16 protein-coding genes and 1 pseudogene are annotated in these 20,075 nt (G+C 73.3%); 6 read left to right on the top strand and 11 right to left on the bottom strand.

Annotated features, from left to right (window positions below):
• Positions 1 to 40: 40 nt before the first annotated feature.
• Positions 41 to 1,759: a PP2C family protein-serine/threonine phosphatase gene (locus E6R18_RS29700; protein ID WP_136319974.1), complete on the top strand. Its 1,719-nt coding sequence runs from the start codon at positions 41 to 43 to the stop codon at positions 1,757 to 1,759.
• Positions 1,760 to 1,779: 20 nt separating this feature from the next.
• On the opposite strand, the gene E6R18_RS29705 is transcribed toward E6R18_RS29700, so the two are convergent.
• On the bottom strand, positions 1,780 to 2,364 hold the full coding sequence (locus E6R18_RS29705) for a TetR/AcrR family transcriptional regulator (RefSeq protein ID WP_136319975.1): 585 nt from the start codon (positions 2,362 to 2,364) through the stop codon (positions 1,780 to 1,782).
• 132 nt (positions 2,365 to 2,496) lie between these two features.
• Between E6R18_RS29705 and E6R18_RS29710 the strand changes: the two genes are divergently transcribed.
• Complete coding sequence (locus E6R18_RS29710; RefSeq protein ID WP_136319976.1) at positions 2,497 to 3,639, top strand: NAD(P)/FAD-dependent oxidoreductase; 1,143 nt, start codon at positions 2,497 to 2,499, stop codon at positions 3,637 to 3,639.
• Between the two features lie 106 nt (positions 3,640 to 3,745).
• Here E6R18_RS29710 and E6R18_RS29715 read toward each other — a convergent pair whose 3' ends face one another.
• The 6 genes from E6R18_RS29715 to E6R18_RS29740 form a co-directional block, all read right to left on the bottom strand.
• A complete protein-coding gene (locus E6R18_RS29715; protein WP_136319977.1) occupies positions 3,746 to 4,357 on the bottom strand; it encodes a class F sortase in 612 nt (203 codons plus the stop codon).
• Between the two features lie 49 nt (positions 4,358 to 4,406).
• Positions 4,407 to 5,075 (bottom strand): hypothetical protein, encoded by a 669-nt coding sequence (locus E6R18_RS29720; protein ID WP_136319978.1) that lies wholly within the window; start codon positions 5,073 to 5,075, stop codon positions 4,407 to 4,409.
• A 208-nt stretch (positions 5,076 to 5,283) separates the two neighbouring features.
• Positions 5,284 to 6,153 carry an ATP-binding cassette domain-containing protein gene (locus E6R18_RS29725; RefSeq protein ID WP_136319979.1) on the bottom strand — a complete coding sequence of 290 codons (870 nt, stop codon included), beginning with the start codon at positions 6,151 to 6,153 and terminating at the stop codon, positions 5,284 to 5,286.
• Positions 6,150 to 7,898 carry a dipeptide/oligopeptide/nickel ABC transporter permease/ATP-binding protein gene (locus E6R18_RS29730; RefSeq protein ID WP_136319980.1) on the bottom strand — a complete coding sequence of 583 codons (1,749 nt, stop codon included), beginning with the start codon at positions 7,896 to 7,898 and terminating at the stop codon, positions 6,150 to 6,152. Before E6R18_RS29730 ends, E6R18_RS29725 begins: the two co-directional genes overlap by 4 nt.
• Positions 7,895 to 8,836 (bottom strand): ABC transporter permease, encoded by a 942-nt coding sequence (locus tag E6R18_RS29735; RefSeq protein ID WP_136319981.1) that lies wholly within the window; start codon positions 8,834 to 8,836, stop codon positions 7,895 to 7,897. The genes E6R18_RS29730 and E6R18_RS29735 overlap by 4 nt, the downstream gene beginning before the upstream one ends.
• Before the next feature lie 28 nt (positions 8,837 to 8,864).
• Entirely contained in the window at positions 8,865 to 10,400 is a 1,536-nt protein-coding gene (locus E6R18_RS29740) for an ABC transporter substrate-binding protein (protein WP_136319982.1), read from the bottom strand.
• A 161-nt stretch (positions 10,401 to 10,561) separates the two neighbouring features.
• Here E6R18_RS29740 and E6R18_RS29745 point away from each other — a divergent pair, with 161 nt between their 5' ends.
• On the top strand, positions 10,562 to 11,197 hold the full coding sequence (locus E6R18_RS29745) for a TetR/AcrR family transcriptional regulator (RefSeq protein ID WP_136319983.1): 636 nt from the start codon (positions 10,562 to 10,564) through the stop codon (positions 11,195 to 11,197).
• A 4-nt stretch (positions 11,198 to 11,201) separates the two neighbouring features.
• Here the strand turns inward: E6R18_RS29745 and E6R18_RS29750 are convergent, their stop codons facing one another.
• Positions 11,202 to 12,140 (bottom strand): SGNH/GDSL hydrolase family protein, encoded by a 939-nt coding sequence (locus tag E6R18_RS29750; RefSeq protein WP_136319984.1) that lies wholly within the window; start codon positions 12,138 to 12,140, stop codon positions 11,202 to 11,204.
• A gap of 326 nt (positions 12,141 to 12,466) precedes the next feature.
• Here E6R18_RS29750 and E6R18_RS29755 point away from each other — a divergent pair, with 326 nt between their 5' ends.
• Together E6R18_RS29755 and E6R18_RS29760 are read left to right on the top strand one after the other, a co-directional pair.
• Positions 12,467 to 14,782 (top strand): glycoside hydrolase family 3 C-terminal domain-containing protein, encoded by a 2,316-nt coding sequence (locus E6R18_RS29755; RefSeq protein WP_136319985.1) that lies wholly within the window; start codon positions 12,467 to 12,469, stop codon positions 14,780 to 14,782.
• Positions 14,775 to 15,986, top strand: a complete 1,212-nt coding sequence (locus E6R18_RS29760) for a beta-lactamase family protein (protein ID WP_240799895.1) — start codon at positions 14,775 to 14,777, stop codon at positions 15,984 to 15,986. The genes E6R18_RS29755 and E6R18_RS29760 overlap by 8 nt, the downstream gene beginning before the upstream one ends.
• A 57-nt stretch (positions 15,987 to 16,043) precedes the next feature.
• On the opposite strand, the gene E6R18_RS29765 is transcribed toward E6R18_RS29760, so the two are convergent.
• Positions 16,044 to 16,631 (bottom strand): TetR/AcrR family transcriptional regulator, encoded by a 588-nt coding sequence (locus E6R18_RS29765; protein ID WP_136319986.1) that lies wholly within the window; start codon positions 16,629 to 16,631, stop codon positions 16,044 to 16,046.
• Positions 16,632 to 16,641: 10 nt separating this feature from the next.
• Positions 16,642 to 17,937 carry a family 1 glycosylhydrolase gene (locus tag E6R18_RS29770; protein ID WP_136319987.1) on the bottom strand — a complete coding sequence of 432 codons (1,296 nt, stop codon included), beginning with the start codon at positions 17,935 to 17,937 and terminating at the stop codon, positions 16,642 to 16,644.
• Positions 17,938 to 18,165: 228 nt separating this feature from the next.
• Here E6R18_RS29770 and E6R18_RS29775 point away from each other — a divergent pair, with 228 nt between their 5' ends.
• On the top strand, positions 18,166 to 19,749 hold the full coding sequence (locus tag E6R18_RS29775) for a family 20 glycosylhydrolase (RefSeq protein WP_136319988.1): 1,584 nt from the start codon (positions 18,166 to 18,168) through the stop codon (positions 19,747 to 19,749).
• 33 nt (positions 19,750 to 19,782) lie between these two features.
• Here the strand turns inward: E6R18_RS29775 and E6R18_RS35130 are convergent.
• Positions 19,783 to 20,075, bottom strand: a pseudogene (locus E6R18_RS35130) (IS200/IS605 family accessory protein TnpB-related protein); the annotation flags it as partial.

Genomic DNA, 20,075 nt, shown 5'->3' on the forward strand with positions numbered 1-20,075 from the left:
GTTTCACACCCGTCGCCGCACCGCACCGATAAGGCCCGACATGCCCCTGGACGACCCCTCTTCGGTGGACGGCGTGCGCTCCCGGCTGGAGCTGCGGGCGATCCGGGAGCTGCTGGAGAGCCAGCGGCGACGCGTCACGGCGTACACCGAGCTCCACCCCGCCGGCCCCGCGCCCTCGGCCCCGCCGCCCCAGGTGTCCTCGGCGCCACCTTCCCTCCAGGAGGTGCTCGACGCCCTCCCGGTGGCGGCTCTGCTGGTGGTCCCGGTGTTCGATGACGACGGCGCGCTCCGGGACGTCTTCTACGTGACCCAGAACGCCGCGGCCCGCGCCTATGCGGCCTCCCGGCCGCCCCTGGGTTCGGTGCCGCGGGAGGCCGGCCCCGCATCGCTCTTCGAGCTCTTCCCCGCCCTCTCCCGTACGCCGGTCCCCGGCATGATGACCCGCGCGTACCAGCAGGGCAAGCCGCAGGGCCCCGAAACGGCGGAGTGGCTCGTGAGCACCCCGTCGGGACCGGTGCGCATCAGCGGCGAGGTCCGGGTCGCCCCCTGCGGTGACCACCTCCTGGTGTCATGGGAGCGCGGAAGCCGGCTCCGTATGGCGTCAGCCACCCAGCACCTCGTCCGCTCCTGCTGGGCGGAGTGGAATCTCGGCGACCACGGGATCGAGCCCTCCCGCGGATTCCGTCAGGTACTCGGCCTGCCCGGCGACACACCGGTGCCGGACCTGCTGGAGCTGGCGACGGCCACCACACCGGACAGCCTGCCCGGTCTGTACCGGACGCTGTACGACGTCATCCTGCGCAAGCGCACCGCCGAGTGCGAACTGCGCCTGCGCAGGCGCCGCGAGCGCGTGTTCCGCATGGTCGCCGAACCCGTGCGCATCGCTCCGGGCAGCCTGGTCTGGGCCCTGCGGGCGGTCCTCATCGACGTCACCACGGACCGGCTGCACCGCGAGGCGGCCGAGCGTGCCGCACGCGAGGCACGCCGTGAGCGTGAGCGCACCGACGCCGTCGCCGAGGTCGCCGACGTCCTGCGCGAAGCGGTGCTGCCGCACTTCCAGGACGAGCCGGCCCCCTTCGGACTCGACGCGGCGGCCGTCTACCGGCCCGACGCGCGGGAGGCCGGAGTCGGTGGCGACTGGTACAAGGCGCGCAGCCTTCCCGACGGCCGCCTCCTGATCGCCCTGGGCGACGCCCGCGGGCACGGCCTGGAGGCGGCGACTTTGATGGCCAAGCTGCGGTACGCCCTCGCCGGCCTCGCCTACACCGAGGAGTCCGTAGAACGGCTGACGGGATGGCTCAACGAGGTGGCCTGCGCCGACGGGAGCGAGTCCACCGCCACCGCGATCGTCGCCCGCTTCCACCCGGAACGCGCCCTGCTCCGCTGGACCTGCGCCGGGCATCCGCGCCCCGTGCTGGTACGCGACGGCCTCGCCGCCCAGTTGCCGGCCCCCGAGGGCGGACCCGGCCTCCCGCTGGGGGTCATGCCCGGCGCGGCGTACACCGCCACCACCACGCCCGTGGAGGTCGGCGACATCGTCCTGATGTACTCGGACGGCCTGACCGAACGCCGCACCAGCGACCCCGATCTGGACACGCGGCGCTTCCTCACCGCCGCGGAACACTGCTTCCGGGAAGCCGCCCCGGGCGTCGGCAACACCGGACTCCAGGACTACGCCGAACGGCTCGTCGCCCACCTGGACGGCCCCCACCGCACCGACGACGCGACCCTCCTGGCCCTGCGCCGCATCAGCGGCTAGGCATCCGGCGCGAACAGGCTCTACGCCCGGCCCGGCGGTCGCCAGCCGTGGGCGAGGATGCCGAAGATCCCGTCGATGGCCGCCCGGCGGTCCTCCTGCCCCTGGGAGAGGACGGGGATCTCCAGGACGAAGCGGGCGAGGGTGACGCAGGCGAGGTCGTCGTGCGGCACGCCGAGGTCGTCGGCGATGGCCGTGCTCAGCGTGTCGGTGTGGCGGGCCCACATGCGTTCGGCGTACGCGCGCAGCGCCGGTGTCGAGTGGACCAGCCGGTCGAACTCCTGCCGCTGCGGGTGGGCCACGAGGGGGAGCCAGCTGTCGATCAGGTGCTGGTGCAGGGCGTCGAGGATGCCCTGGCCGGCGGCCCGGTCCCGTACGGCGGCGATCAGCCGCGCGTCCACGCCCTCCTCCTGGTCGAAGACGAGGGCTTCCTTGCCGGGGAAGTGCTTGAAGATCGTGGCGGTCGAGACGTCGGCCGCGTCGGCGATGTCGCGCATGCTCACGTGGTCGTAGCCGCGCTCCAGGAAGAGTTCGAGCGCGGCGTCGGCGATCGACTGCCGGGTCTGCGCCTTCTTGCGCTCGCGGCGGCCGACGGGGGTCTCGGTCATGGGCAGGAGTCTACCCGACAGTGGAATCCACATTTAAGTTTTTGGATTCTACTTTTTTCCATGTTCTACTTTTAGGCAGGCGGGGTCGGCCCTCCCGTCCTCGTCCACACACCTGCCACGAAAGGAACGCCCATGACCTCACCCACCCCCGCCCACGCCCGGATCAGCATCATCGGGGCCGGCCCCGGCGGGCTGACCTGCGCACGCATCCTCCAGCGGCTCGGCACAGCCGTGACCGTCTACGACCGCGACGACGGGCCCCACACCCGGGACCAGGGCGGAACCCTGGACCTGCACGCGGACAACGGACAGATCGCCCTGCGCGAAGCCGGTCTGCTCGACGACTTCTTCCGGCTGGCCCGCCCGGAGGGGCAGGAGATGCGCCGGTACACGGCGGCCGGCGTGCTCACCGGCCATCACGTCCCGGAACCCGACGAGCTGTTCAAGCCGGAAATAGACCGGGGCGTCCTGCGCGATCTGCTGCTCGACTCGCTGGAGCCGGGCACCGTCCGGTGGGGCCATGCCCTCGAACGCGTCGGCGGACCGGACGACGGCCCGCGGCGGCTGCACTTCGCCGACGGGACCACCGTCGAAACGGACCTGGTCATCGGCGCCGACGGCGCGTTCTCGCGGGTCCGGCCCGCCGTGTCACCCGCCGTTCCCGCGTACACCGGCGTGAGCTTCCTGGAAGCCTGGTTCTCCGGCGTGGACGAGCGCCACCGCGACCTCGCCGAGCTGGTCGGCCGGGGCAGCGCCCACGCCGCCGACGGGGAGCGCGCCATGTTCGCCCAGCGCAACGGCGGCGACCGCATCCGCACCTATCTCATCCAGCGCGTCCCCGCGGACCGGATCGGCACCCCCGGCCCGACCGGCGCCGGCACCGACGCGGTCCGCGCCCTCCTCATGGAGCGCTACGCCCACTGGGCGCCCGGTCTGCGCCGGATGATCACGGACAACGACGGGCCCTTCGTACACCGCCCGATCCTCGCCCTGCCGGTCCCGCACACCTGGGCGCACAACCCGACGGTGACCCTGCTCGGGGACGCCGCGCACCTCATGCCGCCGCTCGGCGTCGGGGTGAACCTCGCCATGCTCGACGCCTGCGACCTCGCCCTGGCCCTCGGGAGCGCGGCCCGGGTCGACGACGCGGTGCGCGCGTACGAGAAGACCATGCTGCCCCGCTCGACCGAGACGGCCCGCATGCTCGAAGGCCGCGCCGAGGACCTGCTGTCCGCCGAGGAGCACGGTCCCGGCCCGGACGGGCCCGGGCACTGAGGGCGGCGCGCCCCGGTCATGCGGATGGCCGGCGCCTCGCCCCCGAGGCACCGGCCGTTCCCTACCGCTCTCGGCCATCAGGTCTGCCGCCGCGCACCGGACGTGGTCAGACCTTCTGTTTCTTCAGTGACGTCAGGTGGGCGAAGACGACGACATTGGCCGCATAGCCGTCCTTCTTGTTGAAGCGCCCACCGCAGGTCATCAGCCGCAGTTCCGGACGGCCGGTGCTCCCGTACACCTTGTCGTCGGGGAACTTGTCCTTCGTGTACGTCTCCACCGCGTCGACCGTGAAGACGGCGGTCTGCCGGTCGGCCCGGGTGACCGTCACCTTGTCACCGCGGTGCAGGGCGTTGAGGTTGAGGAAGATGGCCGGTCCGGTCTCCGTGTCGCGGTGGCCGACGATGAGCGAGGTCCCCGCCTCGCCCGGCGACGGCCCGCCGCGGTACCAGCCCACCTCTCTCGGCCTGCTCATCGGCGGGGCGCCGAGGTGCCCCTTCTTGTCGAGCCCGAGGCCGGTGACCGGCGCCTCGATGAAGATGGCGGGCACCGCGATCTTCACCGGCCGCGACGGGGACAGGGGTGCGTGCGACTCCTCGGCCGGCCGGTCGCCGCCGCCCGCGGCGTCATTGCCGTGGGCGGCGGCGACCGGATCGTCGGACGAGTCGGAACTCGCCCAGACGATGCCGGTCACCAGCGAGGAGGTCACACACAACGTCATCGTCAGACGACACGCCCGGCTCGGGCCCCGTCGGCGTCTTCTGCGCGGGTTATGCCTCGTTGCGGGCACGGCGGCGTGCGGATCGACGGACCATGATCAGCCCGGCGGCTCCGACCGCACCGGCGGCCAGCGCGGCGGCGGCGCCGACGTTCGAGTCGCTCTCGGAGCTGACGCTCTCCATGTCCGGGACGCCGCCGCCACCGGCCGGCACGCCACCGGACGGCTGCTCGTAGCCCTTCTCGGCGCTCGAGGCGCCCGAGCCGCGCTCGTCGTTGTTCCCGGGGCCGTGGTTGCCGGCCGGCTTGGAGCAGTCCACCTGGAAGGACTTGTTCTTCGGGCCCGCCGGGACGACCCACACCAGCTGGTAGGTGCCCTCGGGGAGCAGGTACTCCTGGCTGCGGGCGGAGCCGTTCACCAGGGGCAGGGTGCTCGCCAGGGTGTCCCCCGGCGGAACGGTCGGGGGCTGCGCGGTGATGGTCCACGGAACGGCCGGAAGCGACTCGAAGTTGCTGGCCGAGAGGACGAACTTGCAGACCTCGACGCCGTCGCCGCCGCGCGAGTGCCAGCCGACCGAGCGGATGTCGATGTCACCGCTGTCGCCGGGCGCGGCGTAGGCGGCGGAGGCTCCGGCCAGGGTGGCTCCGGCGGCGGCGACCGCAGCGGCCGCGACGGCACCCGCGCGAACGCTGCGGGAACGGACGGTGGCGGAAATACGCATGCTGAACTCCTTCGAGCCGGGATGATTGTCGTACTGATCAACCGATCGCTCTAAGAGATGACACGAGCCGCGGGATAAATGCGGCGTAACACTCCGAAAAAGCTGATAAGTACCCTGAGTAGCCGATAGCGGCCACGCGCGAAGGCAGCCGGAACGCGGGAACGGGGCGCCCGCCGGGCACCCCGTTCCGTCCTGCGTACGTGACCCGTCAGGCCCCGGACACCCCGCCCACCGCCGCCTCGCGCCGCCTGCGCTGTTCGGCCACGTCCGCCACCGGCGAGGCGAGCAGCAGGGTACGGGTGTAGCCGTGGCGCGGCTGCGAGGTGACCTTCGCGGCGTCGCCGGTCTCCACGATCTCGCCCCGGTGGATCACCGACACGCGGTGGCTCATGAACCGGACGACGGCCAGGTCGTGCGAGACGAACAGATACGACACCCCCGTCTCCTCCTGGATCTCCAGGAGGAGATCGAGCACCGTGCGCTGGGTCGTCAGATCCAGTGCGGACACCGGCTCGTCGCAGATGACCAGCCGGGGGCGCAGCGCCAGCGCCCGGGCGATGGCGACGCGCTGGCGCTGGCCGCCGGAGAACTCCCGGGGCAGGCGCCCCGCCGCGTCCGCCGGCAGGTGGACGCGCTCCAGCAGCCCGGCGACCCGCCCCCGGGCCTCGCGGGCGGCGGTGCCCTGGCCGATGAGCGGTTCGGCGAGCGTGTCACGGATGGTGCGGGCGGGGTTCAGGGAGGTGTAGGGGTCCTGGAAGATGACCTGGAGGTCGCGGCTGAGGGCGCGGCGGCGGCGGGCGTCGGCGTGTTCGATGCGCTCGCCGTCGAAGGTGATCGAGCCCGAACGCACCGGTACGAGCCCGAGGATCGCCCGGCCGATGGTGGACTTGCCCGAGCCGGACTCGCCGACCAGGCCGAGGGTCTCGCCGGGCCGGACGTCGAGGCCGACGCCCTTGAGGACTTCGGTCTCCGGGGCGCGCCACCCCTTGCCGGGGAAGGAGACCCGCAGGTCGCGCACGGTGAGCAGGGCGTCCGGAGCGGGGGTGTCCGAAGCGGCCGCGGCGTCGGGGGTGTTCATGCGGTGACGGTCCTTGCTTCTCGGGGCTGCCAGGGCGCGCGGGCCGGTGCGTCGTCGAGCACGGCGGCGAGCAGGGCGCGGGTGTAGGGGTCGCGCGGTGCGCCGAGGATCTGCTCGGTGGTGCCGGTCTCCACGATGCGGCCCGCGTTCATCACGGCCACCCGGTCGCAGACGTCGGCGACGACGCCGAGGTTGTGCGTGACCAGGAGGACGCCGAGGCCGCGTTCGTCCCGGAGCCTGCGCAGCAGGTCGAGCACTTCGGCCTGGACCCGTACGTCGAGCGCGGTGGTCGGCTCGTCGGCGATCAGGAGGGCGGGGTCGCAGGACATCGCGCCGGCGATCAGGACGCGCTGGGCCATGCCGCCGGAGATCTCGTGCGGGTGGAGGCGCAGGGTGCGTTCCGGGTCGGGGATCTCGACCAGGCGCAGCAACTCGCGGGCCCGGTCGGCGGCTTCCCTGCGGCCGAGTCCGAGGTGGTGGCGGATGGGCTCCATGAGCTGGCTGCCGATGGTGAAGGCGGGGTCGAGGTTGCTCATGGGTTCCTGCGGTACGTACGCGAGGGTGCGGCCGCGCAGCGCGCGGTGGTCGCGTTCGCGCATGCCCGCCGTCTCCCGGCCGTTGACCGTGATGCTGCCGCGCGTGACGCGCCCGCCTTCGGGCAGCAGGCCGAGGACCGAGAAGGCGGTCTGCGTCTTGCCGGACCCGGACTCGCCGACGAGGCCCACGATTTCGCCCGGCCGCACGTCCAGGTCCACGCCGTGCACGACCTCCTTGTCGGTGCCGTCGGGGCGGGCGTAGGCGACGGTGAGCCCGCGCACGGACAGCAGCGCGGCGCGCGGCTCCGTGGACTCGGCGGCCGGTTCCACCGGGGCCGGGGCGGGCGCGGTGCGCCGGCGGCGGGCGGGCCGGGGCGCCTGCTCCTCCAGGGCGTCGCGTACGGCTCCGGCCAGCAGGACCAGGGCGCAGTTGGTGAGTCCGAGGGCGAGGCCGGGCCAGAGGATGAGCCGGGGCGCGCGCTGGATGTTCTGGAACGCCTCGTTGAGCATGGCGCCCCAGGTGGCCGTCGATCCGCTGCCGACGCCGAGGAATTCGAGGCCGGCCTGGAGGGCGATGGCGATGCCCGCGACGAGCGCGACCTGGATGATGATGGGCCCGCGCACGACGGTCAGGACGTGCCGGGCGACGATGCGGGTGTCGGACAGGCCGGAGACCTTCGCGGCGTCCACGTACAGCTCGCCCCGGACGTTGGCGACGATGCCGCGCACCAGGCGGAAGAAGCTGGGGGCCACCAGGACGCCCAGCACGATCATCAGGACCCGGACGTCGGGGCCGAGGATGGCCCGGGACGCGAGCAGGACGACCATGGCGGGCAGCGCCATGACGAGGTTGACGGTCCAGTTGGCGACGGCGTCGAACCGGCCGCCCCGGTAGCCGGCGAAGAGCCCCGACGGGACGCCGAGCACCAGGGCGATCGCGAGGGCGAGCAGCGCGCCGCCGAGGGTGTTGCGCCCGCCGTACAGCACGCGGGCGAGGATGTCGCGGCCCGCCGAGTCCATGCCGAGCGGGTGCGCCCCGCTCGGGCCGTCGAACGCCTCGCCGAGCGACGAGGCGCCCGGGTCCTGCGAGGCGATCAGGGGCGCCAGGACGACGGCCAGGACGAGGAGCAGGAGCAGGGCGGCGGACAGCCCGCCGAGGGGGTTGCGCAGGACCCGGCGCAGGGTCGCGGCCCGGATGTTGTCGCTCATGCGACCCTCGCCTTGGGGTTGAGCCAGCCGATCAGGACGTCGACCAGGAGGTTGATCAGGACGACGCCGACCACGGTGAGCATGACGAGCGCCATGATCACGGGGATGTCGCCGCGGGTGGTGTAGGTGACGGTCATGGAGCCGATGCCGGGGAGCCCGAAGATCTGCTCCACGAGCACGGCCCCGCCGAGCAGGCCCACGAACTGCATGCCGAGCACGGAGAGCGCGGGCGCCGAGGCGTTGCGCAGGACGTGCTTGAACACGATCCGGGACGCGGGCAGTCCGCGGGCCCGCAGGGTGCGTACGTAGTCCTGCCGCAGGGCGTCGATGACGGCTCCCCGCACCTGCTGGGAGACACCCGCGACGGACGCCACCGACAGGGAGAGGACCGGCAGGGTGATGGTGGAGAGCCAGCCGCTGGGCGCGTCGGTGAAGCCGGTGTAGCCGATGGCGGGGAACCAGCGCAGCCGTACCGCGAAGACCAGGACCAGCACGAGGGTCAGCAGGAACCCCGGCAGGGCGTACCCCACCACGCCGAGCACCTGGACGAAGCGGTCGGCCGCGCCGCGCCGCACCCCGGCCCACACCCCGAGCAGGAAGGCGAGGACCGTGGTGACGACGGTGACACCGAGCATCAGGCTCGCCGTGACCGGGAGGCGGTTGCCGACGGCCTGGCCCACGTCCTCACTCGTGAACCAGGAGCTGCCGAGGTCGCCCCGGACGGCGTGGGACAGCCAGGTCCCGTACTGCTGGAGCACCGGGTCGTCGAGCCCCAGCGACGCGTTCTTGGCGTCGATGGCGCTCTGGGACGCGCTCTCCCCGAGCAGTTGGCGGCCCACGTCGATGTGCGGGACCGACAGCAGCAGATAGGTGAGGAAGGAGATCACGACCAGGAGCACGGCTCCCGAGACGATCCTGCGGGCGATGAAGTTCAGCATGGCACTCGGTATCCGTCGGCGCGGGGCATTACTCGGCCGGCGCGTAGTTGTAGATGGAGGGGACGGCCATGCCGGACTGCGGGGAGATCCTCACGGTCCCGTCCGAGACGTGCAGGTAGCCCATCCGGTAGAAGGGGACGAACCACCCGTCCTTCACGAGGTGTTCGTTCAGCTCGCGCGCGGCGGCCTTCGCCTCGGACCCGGTGCCGGTCTGTATGCGGGGCAGCAGCTTCTGCGTCACCTTGTCCGTGGTGCCGAACATGTTGAACGCGCCCGGGGTGACCAGGTCGTTGGCCGCGGCCCAGTCGGAGGTGGGCTGGCCCATGTTCATGACCATGCCGGAGTAGGCCCGGTCCGTGAACACCTTCTGGACGGCCGAGGCGCCGTCGAGCGTGTCCCAGACGAGCTTCACGCCGATGGCCTTGAAGTCGGACTGGAGGGAGGCGGCGAGCGCGTCGTTGACGATCGCCGTGATCCGCGGCAGCTTCAGGGTGAAGCCGTTCGCGTAACCGGCCTCCTTGAGCAGGGCCTTGGCCTTGGCGGGGTCGTGGGAGTAGTAGGTGTCGAGCTTCTTGTCGTAGCCCATGGTCTCGGGGCCGAATATCTGCGAGGTCGTCCGGCCGCGGTTCTGGCGGATGCGGTCGAGCATCGTGTCGCGGTCCACCGCGTAGTTGAGCGCCTGGCGCACCTTCGCCTCGCGCAGGGCCGGCGTCAGCTTGCCGTCGCGGTCGAAGAGCAGCAGCCCCTGGAAGTCGATCTCCTGCTTCTCCGTCTTGGTCTTCGGGTCGGACTCGATGGCGATCTGCTGGTCGGCGGACTGCAGGAGGGCGGCGTTCACCTGCCCGGTCTTGAGGCCGTTGGTGATCGCGGTCTCGTTGTCGAAGAAGCTGATGCTGATGTTCTTGTACGGGAGTTCCTTGCCCCAGTAGTCCGCGTTGCGGCGGTAGGACCACTTGGTGCCGACCGTGGTGCGGGACTTGTCGAGGCGGTACGGGCCGGTGCCGTCGGGTGTCGTCTTGAGGCTGTCGCCCTTCGCGAACTGCTTGGGGTTGGCCATCAGGCCGGGCGCGTCGCTCAGGTAGAACTCCATCGCCGGATTGGGCTGCTTGAACTTGAGCGTGACGTGGGCGGCGTCGGTGACGTCGACGGCCTCCAGGTCGTTCAGCCACTTCGCGGAGGCCCCGCCGCCCTTCTGGAAGCGCTCCATGTTCGCCTTGACCACCGCGCCGTCGAAGGCGCTGCCGTCGGCGAACTCGACGCCCTCGCGCAGGGTCAGCGCGAGCTCGGTGCGGTCGGTGTTGTACGTCCACTTCGTGGCGAGCATCGGGCTGAAGGTGCCGTCGGGCTCGCGCTTGATGAGGGTGTCGTACACGGCCTGGAAGTACGGCAGGGCGCTGCCGGTGGCGACCGCGGGGTCCAGGCTCTGCGGGAGGGTCATCGTCGCGATGTTCAGCGTGGACGATCCGGCGCTCGCGGTGCCGCCGCCGTCGCCGGCGCATCCCGCGAGGGCGAGCGAGGCCGCGACGCAGGCGGCCACCGTCGCGGTTCGGGAAGTTCTGCTCATGTCTTTCGCTCCGTCTGGAGAGCCGGGGGTCACCGCCCCCGGCGAAGATTGCCGGTGAGCCTACACACGGAATTAACCACTTGGTAGGTTTTTGCTCCGAGGAATTAACCAGCCGGTAAGTTCTGCCGGACGACGACCGACTGCGGCAGGAGACCACCGAAGTGACCGACCCCGCGCCCGACGCGCCCCCGCGCATGACGAAGGGCGAGCGGACCCGAGCCCGGATTCTCGACTCGGCGGCCGAACTGTTCGCCCGCTCCGGCTTCCACGCGGTCTCGCTGCGCGACATCGCCGCCCACGCCGGGCTGACCCACGCCGGGCTGCTGCACCACTTCCCCGGCAAGGAGGCCCTGCTCCTGGACGTGCTGAGCCGTCGCGACGAGACCGACGCGCGCCGGCTCTTCCCCGGCGTCCTCGGCCCCGGCGACCCGGAGCCGGACCCGGCCGAGCGGCTGCGCCGGCTGGTCGACGTGATCGCCCGCAACACCGGGACGCCGGGCCTGGTCGCGCTGTACGCGAAGCTGTCGGCGGAGGCATCCGATCCGGAGCACCCCGCCCACCACTACTTCGTACGGCGCTACCAGGTCCTGCGCCGGGAGACCACCGACCTCCTGGAGGAGCTGTTCGCCGCGGCGGGGGCGGACGCCCGGGACGATCCGGCGGCCGTGGCGCAGCAGCTGCTCGCCCTGATGGACGGGCTTCAGACGCAGTGGCTGCTGGAGCCGGGCGCGGTCGACATGGCGGAGCAGGTCCGCGCCTTCCTCCGCCGGTACGGGCTGGACGCCGGGCGGGAGTGAGGTGTCAGCGGCCGAGGGCGGCGAGGACGGCATCGGCCATGCTCCTGTGTCCGGTCGCGTTCGGGTGGAAGCCCGCGCCCTCGTCCGAGTCGGCCGGTTCGATCCAGCGCACGCCCGCGGCCTTGCAGGCGTCGTGCCCGACGGACGGGCCGTAGGTGTCGACGTAGTCGGCGCCGTACGCGCCGGCCCGCTGCGCCAGCATGGTGTCGAGGCGCTTCTCCTCGTCCCGCACCCAGCCGAAGTCGCCGTCGGCCAGCGGGATGGTGGCGCGGCAGGAGCCGCCGTCGTCCGGCAGCAGCGAGGGGTAGCCGACGAGCAGCACCCGGGCCTGCGGCGAGCGGGCGTGTATCCGGTCGAGCACCGCGTCGATCTTCGGTGCGGTCGCGTTGATCCGGGAGCGGATCTCGTCGGTGCCGAACAGGGTGAAGCTGGTCTTGCACGGCGAGCCGTGTGGCGCCAGATAGCCCACCAGGACGCAGCGGGTGATGACGCCGGCCAGGTCCAGGTCGTTGCCGCCGACGCCCAGGGTGACCAGCGTCGTGTCGGGGCGCAGGGCGTCGAGCTGGGGCGCGGCGGCGTCCTGCGGGCCCGCCATGTGCGTGGTGTCGGCCCCTGCGCAGGTCACGTCGGTGAACGATGCGGCGCCGACCTCCTGCGCGACGAGCGAGGCGTAGTTGCGGTCCGAGCGGCCACAGGCCGTGTCGGTCTGCTGCGGGATGCCGAGCCCGGAGCTGTAGGAGTCGCCGAGCGCCACGTAGTGCACCGCGTCGCCGGACGCCGGGGCGGCCGGGGCCGCGAGGCCGGGCGACGCGGCGCCCATCAGCAGTGCGGCCGAGGCCGCTGCGGCGAGGGCCAGGCGCGGGGCGGACGCCCGCCGCGGGGCCGGAGCCGGGTGGCCCGCCTCTCGGTGCGCGGGGGTGGTCGACCGACCGGATACCGACATGACCGTTCCTCTATTCGTGGGAGAGCGGAGCCGATGGGGCGGACGGCAGGAGAGAGCTCATCGGAGCGGACCGCCCGAGCACGAAAACCGTACGATGATCGGTTTCTGGCCGTCAAGGGCCGCGTCCAAAAAGAAATCCGGGCGTTCGGGGGCCCTTCGGCGCCGCGCGCGCAGGCCCTTGACACCGAAAACCGATCACCATACGTTTTTGGGTCGCACGCCGTCTTGCCCCGATTCGCGGCCCCGGACGCCCCCGGCCGCACGGCCCGCCCACCCCGCCGCGGCACCCCGCCGCCGCCTCCACGAAAGCCCGACAGGTACCCCGTATGACTCAGCGATCCGCGCCCCTCCCCTCCCCCGCCGCCGGCCTCCCGCTCGCCGGGAAGGCGTCCCTGACCAGCGGGTCCGGGGACTTCGTCAGCCAGGGGTCCGCAGCGGCGGGCGTGCCCGCCGTCCGGATGTCCGACGGCCCCCACGGGCTGCGGCTGCCCCGGGAGAGCGGCGACGGCGGGCAGCTCGATCTGCACAGCGCCGCCCCCGCGACCTGCTTCCCGCCCGCCGTGGCCCTCGGCAGCAGCTGGAACCCGGAGCTCGCCGAGGAGGTCGCGGGCGCCATCGCCGCCGAGGCCGCGGCGCACGGCATCGGTGTCGTGCTCGGCCCGGGCATCAACATCAAGCGGTCGCCCCTGTGCGGCCGCAACTTCGAGTACTTCTCCGAGGACCCCCTGGTCTCCGCGGAGCTGGGCGGCGCCATGGTGCGCGGGCTGCAGAACGCCGGGGTGGGGGCCGCCCTCAAGCACTACGCGGCCAACAACCAGGAGACCGACCGGATGCGGGTCAGCGCCGACATCGACGAGCGCCCGCTGCGGGAGATCTACCTGCGCGCCTTCGAACGCGTCGTCCGCCGCGACCGCCCCTGGTCCGTCATGGCGTCCTACAACGGCGTCAACGGCGTGCCCGTCTCACAGAACACCCGCCTGCTGACCGAGATCCTGCGCGAGGAGTGGGAGTTCGACGGGATCGTCATGTCCGACTGGGGCGCGGTACGCGACCGGGTGGCCGCCCTGCGCGCCGGCCTCGACCTCCAGATGCCCGGCCCCGGCGGACGCACGGACCGCGAGGTGGCCGACGCCGTGGAGTCGGGCGCGCTGGAGGAGGCGGTGCTCGACCGCACCGTCGACCGCCTCGCCCTCTTCGCCCACCGCGCCACCGGCCGGACCGGCTCCCCGGCAACCCTCGACGTGGACGCCTCGCACCGCATCGCCGGGCGGGCCGCCGACCAGTGCGTGGTGCTCCTGAAGAACGACGACGCGCTGCTGCCGCTGGACCCGGCGTCCGGCAGCGTGGCCGTCATCGGCGAGTTCGCCCGCACCCCCAGGTATCAGGGGGCCGGCAGCTCCCAGGTGACCCCCACCCGGCTCGACGTCCCGCTGGACAGCCTGCGCGCACTGGCCACCGGCGCGGACGTGCGCTTCGCGGCCGGCTATGCGCTGCCCGGCGCCGATGACGGGCAGCCGGATGCCCGACTGGCCGACGAGGCCGTGGAACTGGCCGGGCGCAGCGGGACGGTGGTGCTGTTCCTCGGCCTGCCGCCGCAGGACGAGTCCGAGGGCTTCGACCGCGACCACCTCGACCTGCCCACCGCCCAGACCGCCCTTCTGCACCGGGTCCTGGCGGCCAACCCCCGCGTGGTGGTGGTCCTCTCCAACGGCGGGGTCGTGCGCACCGCGCCCTGGCAGGAGCGGGTCCCCGCCCTCGTGGAGGGGTGGCTGCTCGGCCAGGCGGGCGGCGGGGCGCTCGCCCGCGTGCTGTTCGGGACGGTCAACCCGTCAGGGAAGCTCGCGGAGACCGTTCCGCTGCGGCTGGAGGACTCGCCGAGCCACCTCTCCTTCCCCGGCGAGGAGGGCAGGGCCCGGTACGGCGAGGGGGTCTTCGTCGGGTACCGGGGCTACGACGCCCAGCGCCGCGAGGTCGCGTTCCCCTTCGGCCACGGCCTGTCGTACACGACGTTCGGCTACGACGGCATGAGCGTACGGGAGGACGGGGACGGCTTCCGTGTCGCGCTGACGGTCACCAACACCGGCTCCGTCGCCGGCCGGGAGATCGTCCAGGTCTACAGCAGCGGGCCGGCCGGTTCGCGCGTCCTGCGGCCCGTGCGCGAACTGCGGGGCTTCACGTCGGTGTTCCTGGAGCCGGGCGAGCGCCGCGAGGTCGCCGTGCACGTGGCGCGGCACGACCTGGCGTACTTCAGCGAGCGGGAGGGCGGCTGGAAGGTGGAGGGCGGCCGCTACCGCATCGAGGCGGGCGCCTCCTCGCGCGACATCCGCGCGTCCGTCGGGACCGACGTCGAGGGCGACCCCTCGGGCCTGCGGCTGACCGGCCGCAACACGCTCGCCGAGTGGTTCGAGCACCCGGTGGGCGGCCCGCTGCTGGGGGAGGCGTTCGCCCGCGCCCGCGCGGGCTCCGCCCGGGAGGGGGCGGGCGCCCTGGCCGATCCCGTGATGCGGCGCTTCCTCGCCGGGGTGCCACTCGACGTCGTCGCGGAGTTCCCGCAGAGCCCCCTGCCGCCCGAGAGCCTGCCCGCCCTGGCCGACGAGGCCGAGGCCCGCACGGCGGCCGCCCGGGACCGGCAGGGTGACTGACGTGCGGGGCGACGCGGTGGTGAGCGGGCGGGTGGCGCCCGGCTGGGAGGAGGTGCGCGACGCCTTCGTACGGGGGTGTGCGCACGACCCCGGCTCGGCACAGCTGGCCGTCCACCACCGGGGCCGGCTGGTGGTGGACCTGGCGGCCGGTCCGCCGCCCTTCGGGACGGACTCGGTGGGGGTGCTGATGTCGGTCACGAAGGGGCTGGTCGCGGTCTGCGCGCACCTGCTGAGCGAGCGGGGCGCGCTGGACCCGGAGGCTCCCGTGGCCCGCTACTGGCCGGAGTTCGCCGCCGAGGGCAAGGCGGGGACGACGGTGGCCGATCTGCTCACGCACCGGGCAGGGCTGCCCGCGTTCGCGGCCGACGCGGCGGGGGCCGGACTGCCCGCCCTCCTCGACTGGGACGGCCGGGTGGCGGACCTGGCGGCGATGCGCCCGCTGTGGGAGCCGGGCACGGCGTCCCTCTACCACGCACTGACGTACGGGCACCTGGTCGGCGAGGTCGTCCGCCGGGTCTGCGGGAGGAGCATCGGGGCCTTCTTCGACGCCGAGGTGGCGGCCCCGCTCGGCCTCGATCTGTGGATCGGGCTGCCGGCGGAGCAGGAGCACCGGTTCGTGCCGCAGTTCTCCGTACGCCCGGACCCCTCGCCCGAGCAGGTCGCCGGTTTCCTCGCCGGGCTCGGGCTCGATCCGCAAGGTCCGATCTCCCGGGCGCTGCGGGCCTCGGCGGCGGAGCTGGCGGCCGTGACCAGGGGGTTCACGACGCGCGAGGGGCGTGCGGCCGAGCTGCCGGGGGCCGGCGGCATCGGCAACGCCCGGTCCCTGTCCCGCCTGTACGCGGCGCTCATCGGCCCGGTGGACGGGGTGCGGCTGCTGTCCGCGGCGACCGTCGAGCGGGCCCGGGCCCCGCGCAACGACGACGTGCCGCCCCCGCCCCCGCTGGACGGCGGCGACGGCTCGGGACGCTCCCGTTTCGGGCTCGGCTTCGAGCTGCCCCGCCGGGGCCTGCCCCTGCTGGGCGAGAGCTCGTTCGGCCACGCGGGGGCGGGCGGCCGTCTCGGCATGGCCGACCCCGCCAGCGGCCTCGCCGTGGGGTACGTGTGCACGGCGATGGCCTGGGAGCCGGCGGCCGGGGGCGACCCGCGCTGGGCGGACTGGACGAAGGCCGTGACCGGGACGGCGGCGGCGCTCGGCCGGCAGTGACCGTGACGAAGACAAGGGGAGGGGCGGCGCGGTGGCGCCGCCCCTCCCCTTCGGTGTTCAGGCCCCGTCGGACGCCGTACGCGGATCGAGGACGGAGAGCAGGTCCTCGATGGGCTGTTCCATGTCCGTCGAGCGGTCGATCAGCCATTGCAGCTGGATGCCGTCGGCCACGGCGATGAGCAGTACGGCCAGCCGCTCCGGCGGGACGGCGGAGCTGATCCGCCCCTGCGCCACCCCGTCCCGGACGAAGTCCGCCACGCGTTCCCGCAGCACGGGGTAGCGCTCGGCGAAGTGCGCGTGGGCCGGGTGGGCCGGGTCGCTGGCCGCGGCGGCCATGGAGACGAACAACTCGACCAGGCCGGGTGTCTTGGCGCCCTCCCGGATGATCTCGAGGTAGCCCTGCGGGTCGGCGCGCTCCGCCTGCCGGACCCGCGCGGTCTCGTCACGCATGCGCAGGACCTGGGTGAGCAGGTCCTCCTTGGAGTCGAAGTAGTGCATCAGGCCGGGCAGGCTCAGACTGCACTTGGCCGCCACCTTCCGCAGCGAGGTACCCCGGTACCCCTCGGCGGCAAAGATCTCCAGTGCCGCGTGCAGGATCTCGCTGCGCTTGGCCTCGCCCTTCTCGTACGGGCCCCGTTTCGCCATGCCGGTCACCCTAACGCGCGGACGGGGCGGGTACCGAGCCGAGCGGCGCGGCGGCCGGCAGCCGGCGGTCCCGGGCGAGGCCGCCCAGCCAGCGCGCCGACTCCTTCGGCGTGCGGGCGAAGGTGTGCCGGTCGACGGCGATGAGCCCGAACGTCGGCCGGTAGCTGCCCCACTCGTAGTTGTCCAGGGCGCTCCAGTGCAGGTAGCCGCGTACGTCGATGCCCTCGTCCATGGCCTCGGCGAGGCTCGCGAGGGCGCGGGCGGTGTAGGCGACGCGGCGGTCGTCGTCGGCGGTGGCGATGCCGTTCTCGGTGACCAGGACGGGCACGTCCCGGCCGACCACCTCCGCCGTGTGCCGTACCGCCTCCCCGAGCGCCTCGGGATAGAACTCCCAGCCGGTGAGGGTCAGTTCGGATCCCGGCGGCGGGGGCAGCGTGCCGTCCGGGCCGATGCGGTGGCGGGTGTACGCCTGCACGCCGACCCAGTCGTCCTCGCGGGCCGCCTCCAGGAACACGTCCTCGCGCGGCCACGCGTAGGCGGTCGCTACGGCCTCGGCGCCCGGTTCGGGCTGGTAGACCTGGTTGGCGACGGTCCAGCCGACCTGGAGGCCGGGGACGGTCTCCTTCAGTGCGGCGGACGCGGCCCGGTGGGCGCGGATCAGGGCCCGGATCACCTCGGGGTCCGGTTCGAACGAGGCCGGGTCGACGGCGGCCGCCCCCGCCTCGCGTGCGGCGTGCGTGCCCTGGGCGACGCTCTCCCAGCCGTGCTCGGCCGCATGGCTCCGCAGGGCGTACATCAGGGCCATGATGTTCGGTTCGTTGATGGTGGCGGCATAGCGGACGCCCTCGCGCAGGATCTCGGCGCAGGTGCGCGCGTAGGCCGCGAACAGCTCGGCGGCCTCGGGGGCCGTCCAGCCGCCGAGGTCGCTGAACCACTGCGGTGAGGTGAAGTGGTGGAGGGTCACCACCGGGGTCAGCCCGCGCTCCAGCGCCCCGCGCACCATGGCCCGGTAGTGCGCGACGGCCGCCCGCGAGATACGGCCGCGCTGCGGTTCGATCCGGGCCCACTCGACGCTGAACCGGTAGGCGTCGAAGCCGAGTTCGCGCAGCAGGTCCATGTCCTCGGGCCACCGGTGGAAGCTGTCGGCCGCGTCGCCGCTGGGTTCCTCGATGAAGCTGCGGGGGTGGTTCTCCAGGGTCCACCAGTCGCTGGAGACGTTGTTGCCCTCGATCTGGTGGGCCGAAGTCGAAGCTCCCATCAGGAAGCCTTCCGGCAGCGCGGAACCGGGTCCGGCCTCGTGCACCATCGGGTTCTCCTCTCGCCCGGAGGCGGGCCGCGCCCACTCCGCAAAAAGCGTTCATTGATCGGTTTTCGTGTTAGCGTACAGGTGGCAGCGGTACGGGAGAAGAGGCGGTCGGTCCGAACTCGCCCCGGAGCCCGCGCCGAACGCCCAGGGGGCCGGGCCGCCCGAACCTGACATCGCCGCTCCGGCCCCCTGGCATCCCGGCCCCGATCGCGCACAGGGAGAAGCCTCGTGAACGCCGTCATTCCGCACGCCGACCCCCGGCCCGCCTCCCCCTCCGGCGCCCTGCGCACGACCGGCCCCTGGCGGGTACGGGCGGCCGACCCCGCGCTGGAGCAGGTCGCCGGGACCGTACGGGCCCTGCTCGCCCCGCACCTGTCCGGCAGCGCGGACCTGGCGCCCCTGGAACTCGTCCTCGGCCTGGACGGCGAGGCTTGCGCGCCGCCCCTCGGCGCAGCCCCCGGCGGCGGCGCCCACCCCGTGGACGAGGGCTACCGGCTGCGCGTGGACGCCGCCGGCATCAGCTGCCTCGCCCGCACCCCGGAAGGCGCGTTCCGGGGCGCCACCACAGCCGTTCAGCTCATCGCCACCAGCCGCGCGCCCGGCGAACTGCCCTTCCAGGAGCTGGCGGACGCCCCGCGCTACGCCTGGCGCGGCCTCATGGTCGACCCGGCCCGCACCTTCCTCACCCCGGACGAACTGCGCCGGATCATCGACCTCGCCGCGCTCTACAAGCTGAACGTGCTGCACCTGCACCTCACCGACAACGAGGGCTGGCGCATCGAACTGCCCGGCACGCCCCGGCTGACGGCGCCCGGCCCGGACGGCGCGGCGCGGGACTTCTACACCGCGGCCGAGTTCCGCGCGCTCCAGGACTACGCGGCCCGGCGGTTCGTCACCGTGGTCCCCGAGATCGACCTGCCCGGCCACTGCGCCACGCTCCGGGAGGCCGTGCCCGGACTCCCCCCGGCCCCCGCCCCGCCCGGCCTCGCCGACCGCTTCCCCTTCGTACCCCCGCTGGACCTGAGCGACGAGGCGACCCGCACAGCCGTCACCCGGATACTCACCGACGTCTGCGCACTGACGGCCGGCCCCCACGTCCACATCGGCGCCGACGAGGCGTTCGGCGCGACCCCGGAGAGCTTCGACGCCTCCGTACGCGAACTGCGCGCGATCGTCCGCGCCCTGGGCAAGCGCCCGGTCGCCTGGCAGGAGTCCTCACGCGCCGGCATCGGGCCGCAGGACATCGCCCAGTACTGGGTGGACGTGGCGATGATGGACCTGCCCGACACGGCCGAGGAGCTGGCGGCCCGCCCCGAACTCGTCGCCGCCGGCCGCACCCTGGAGATCATCGGGGCGCTCAAGAGGTTCTTCGCGCCCACCGACGACGACCTCGGCCGGACCGTCGAAGGCGGCGGGCGCGTCCTGCTGTCGCCCCAGTCCCACCTGTACCTGGACCGGCCGTACGCGGCGGAGTTCGCGCCGCCCGGGCAGTCCGGCGAGGCGGCCCGCCTCGGCTTCGACGGATACCGCCCGCTGGGCGTTCGCCACACGGCGGCGTGGGACCCGGGCGCTTACGCGATCCCGGACGCGTGCGTCGCGGGCGTGGAGGCCACGGTCTTCGCCGAGCGGTTCGCGGGCTTCGCGGACGTCTCCGTGCTCCTGCTCCCCCGGCTGGCCTCGGTGGCGGAGGCCGCCTGGTGCGGGCGGGCCCCCGAGTGGACGGAGTACCGCGAGCGCCTGGCCCACCACGGCCGCCTGTGGAGCGACCGCGACCTGAGCTACTTCGCCTCCACCGAGGTCCCCTGGCGCTGAGGACCGCGTCCGGCGCTCATACCTCCACCGTTCCTATTCAGTGAGCAGGAGTGAGTCTTGGACCCACACCTTGGCACTGCGGACATCCCGAACGGTTTTGGGTGTCCTGGTTGCCCGCGTTCTCTCCGCGTCCGGCGGCACGGATCGTGTCCGTGGTCCGGGGATGCGGGGGCGGGGTCCCTCACGCCCTGGGGCACCTGGTGCGGCCTGGACGGTCCGATGCCTCACACGATCACTCCGGTCGTGTGAGGGCGGTGTCGTCCGACGCCGGATCGGGTGTCCGAGGGCACGTCTCCCGATCGCGATGCCGGCGGCATCGTGACGGG

It is taken from the genome of Streptomyces sp. A1277, assembly GCF_004795015.1.
GTDB lineage: Bacteria > Actinomycetota > Actinomycetes > Streptomycetales > Streptomycetaceae > Streptomyces.

Excerpts from the sequence above, each read along its gene's own strand:
- E6R18_RS29710 (WP_136319976.1), top strand. The coding sequence starts at position 2,497 with ATGACCTCACCCACCCCCGCCCACGCCCGGATCAGCATCATCGGGGCC.
- E6R18_RS29755 (WP_136319985.1), top strand. The coding sequence starts at position 12,467 with ATGACTCAGCGATCCGCGCCCCTCCCCTCCCCCGCCGCCGGCCTCCCG.
- E6R18_RS29715 (WP_136319977.1), bottom strand. The coding sequence starts at position 4,357 with ATGACGTTGTGTGTGACCTCCTCGCTGGTGACCGGCATCGTCTGGGCG.
- E6R18_RS29725 (WP_136319979.1), bottom strand. The coding sequence starts at position 6,153 with ATGAACACCCCCGACGCCGCGGCCGCTTCGGACACCCCCGCTCCGGAC.
- E6R18_RS29705 (WP_136319975.1), bottom strand. The coding sequence starts at position 2,364 with ATGACCGAGACCCCCGTCGGCCGCCGCGAGCGCAAGAAGGCGCAGACC.
- E6R18_RS29740 (WP_136319982.1), bottom strand. The coding sequence starts at position 10,400 with ATGAGCAGAACTTCCCGAACCGCGACGGTGGCCGCCTGCGTCGCGGCC.
- E6R18_RS29720 (WP_136319978.1), bottom strand. The coding sequence starts at position 5,075 with ATGCGTATTTCCGCCACCGTCCGTTCCCGCAGCGTTCGCGCGGGTGCC.
- E6R18_RS29770 (WP_136319987.1), bottom strand. The coding sequence starts at position 17,937 with ATGGTGCACGAGGCCGGACCCGGTTCCGCGCTGCCGGAAGGCTTCCTG.
- E6R18_RS29735 (WP_136319981.1), bottom strand. The coding sequence starts at position 8,836 with ATGCTGAACTTCATCGCCCGCAGGATCGTCTCGGGAGCCGTGCTCCTG.
- E6R18_RS29730 (WP_136319980.1), bottom strand. The coding sequence starts at position 7,898 with ATGAGCGACAACATCCGGGCCGCGACCCTGCGCCGGGTCCTGCGCAAC.
- E6R18_RS29700 (WP_136319974.1), top strand. The coding sequence starts at position 41 with ATGCCCCTGGACGACCCCTCTTCGGTGGACGGCGTGCGCTCCCGGCTG.
- E6R18_RS29750 (WP_136319984.1), bottom strand. The coding sequence starts at position 12,140 with ATGTCGGTATCCGGTCGGTCGACCACCCCCGCGCACCGAGAGGCGGGC.
- E6R18_RS29765 (WP_136319986.1), bottom strand. The coding sequence starts at position 16,631 with ATGGCGAAACGGGGCCCGTACGAGAAGGGCGAGGCCAAGCGCAGCGAG.